At 60.7% G+C, this 257-nt stretch carries 1 protein-coding gene; it reads right to left on the minus strand.

The window, feature by feature from the left end; translation table 11 throughout:
* Positions 1 to 257 (minus strand): ABC transporter permease subunit (locus EUU22_RS20100; RefSeq protein ID WP_129333775.1); only part of this gene is annotated, 257 nt, incomplete at both ends.

Consider the following 257-nt stretch of genomic DNA (forward strand, 5'->3'; position numbering starts at 1 on the left):
CGATCGAATTGGACGGCGAGAAAATGGATTCGGGCAGGTTGAACGCGTTGCCGATCACGAAGGTGACCGCCATGGTTTCACCCAGCGCCCGGCCGAGCCCCAGCATGATGCCGCCGATCACACCCGACTTGGTGTACGGCAGCACAACCTTCCAGACCACTTCCCAGGTGGTGCTGCCCAGACCGTAGGCGGATTCTTTGAGCATGGGCGGCACAAGCTCGAAAACGTCGCGCATTACGGCGGCGATGAAGGGAATC

The organism is Ciceribacter ferrooxidans (genome assembly GCF_004137355.1).
GTDB classification, from domain to species: Bacteria; Pseudomonadota; Alphaproteobacteria; order Rhizobiales; family Rhizobiaceae; genus Allorhizobium; species Allorhizobium ferrooxidans.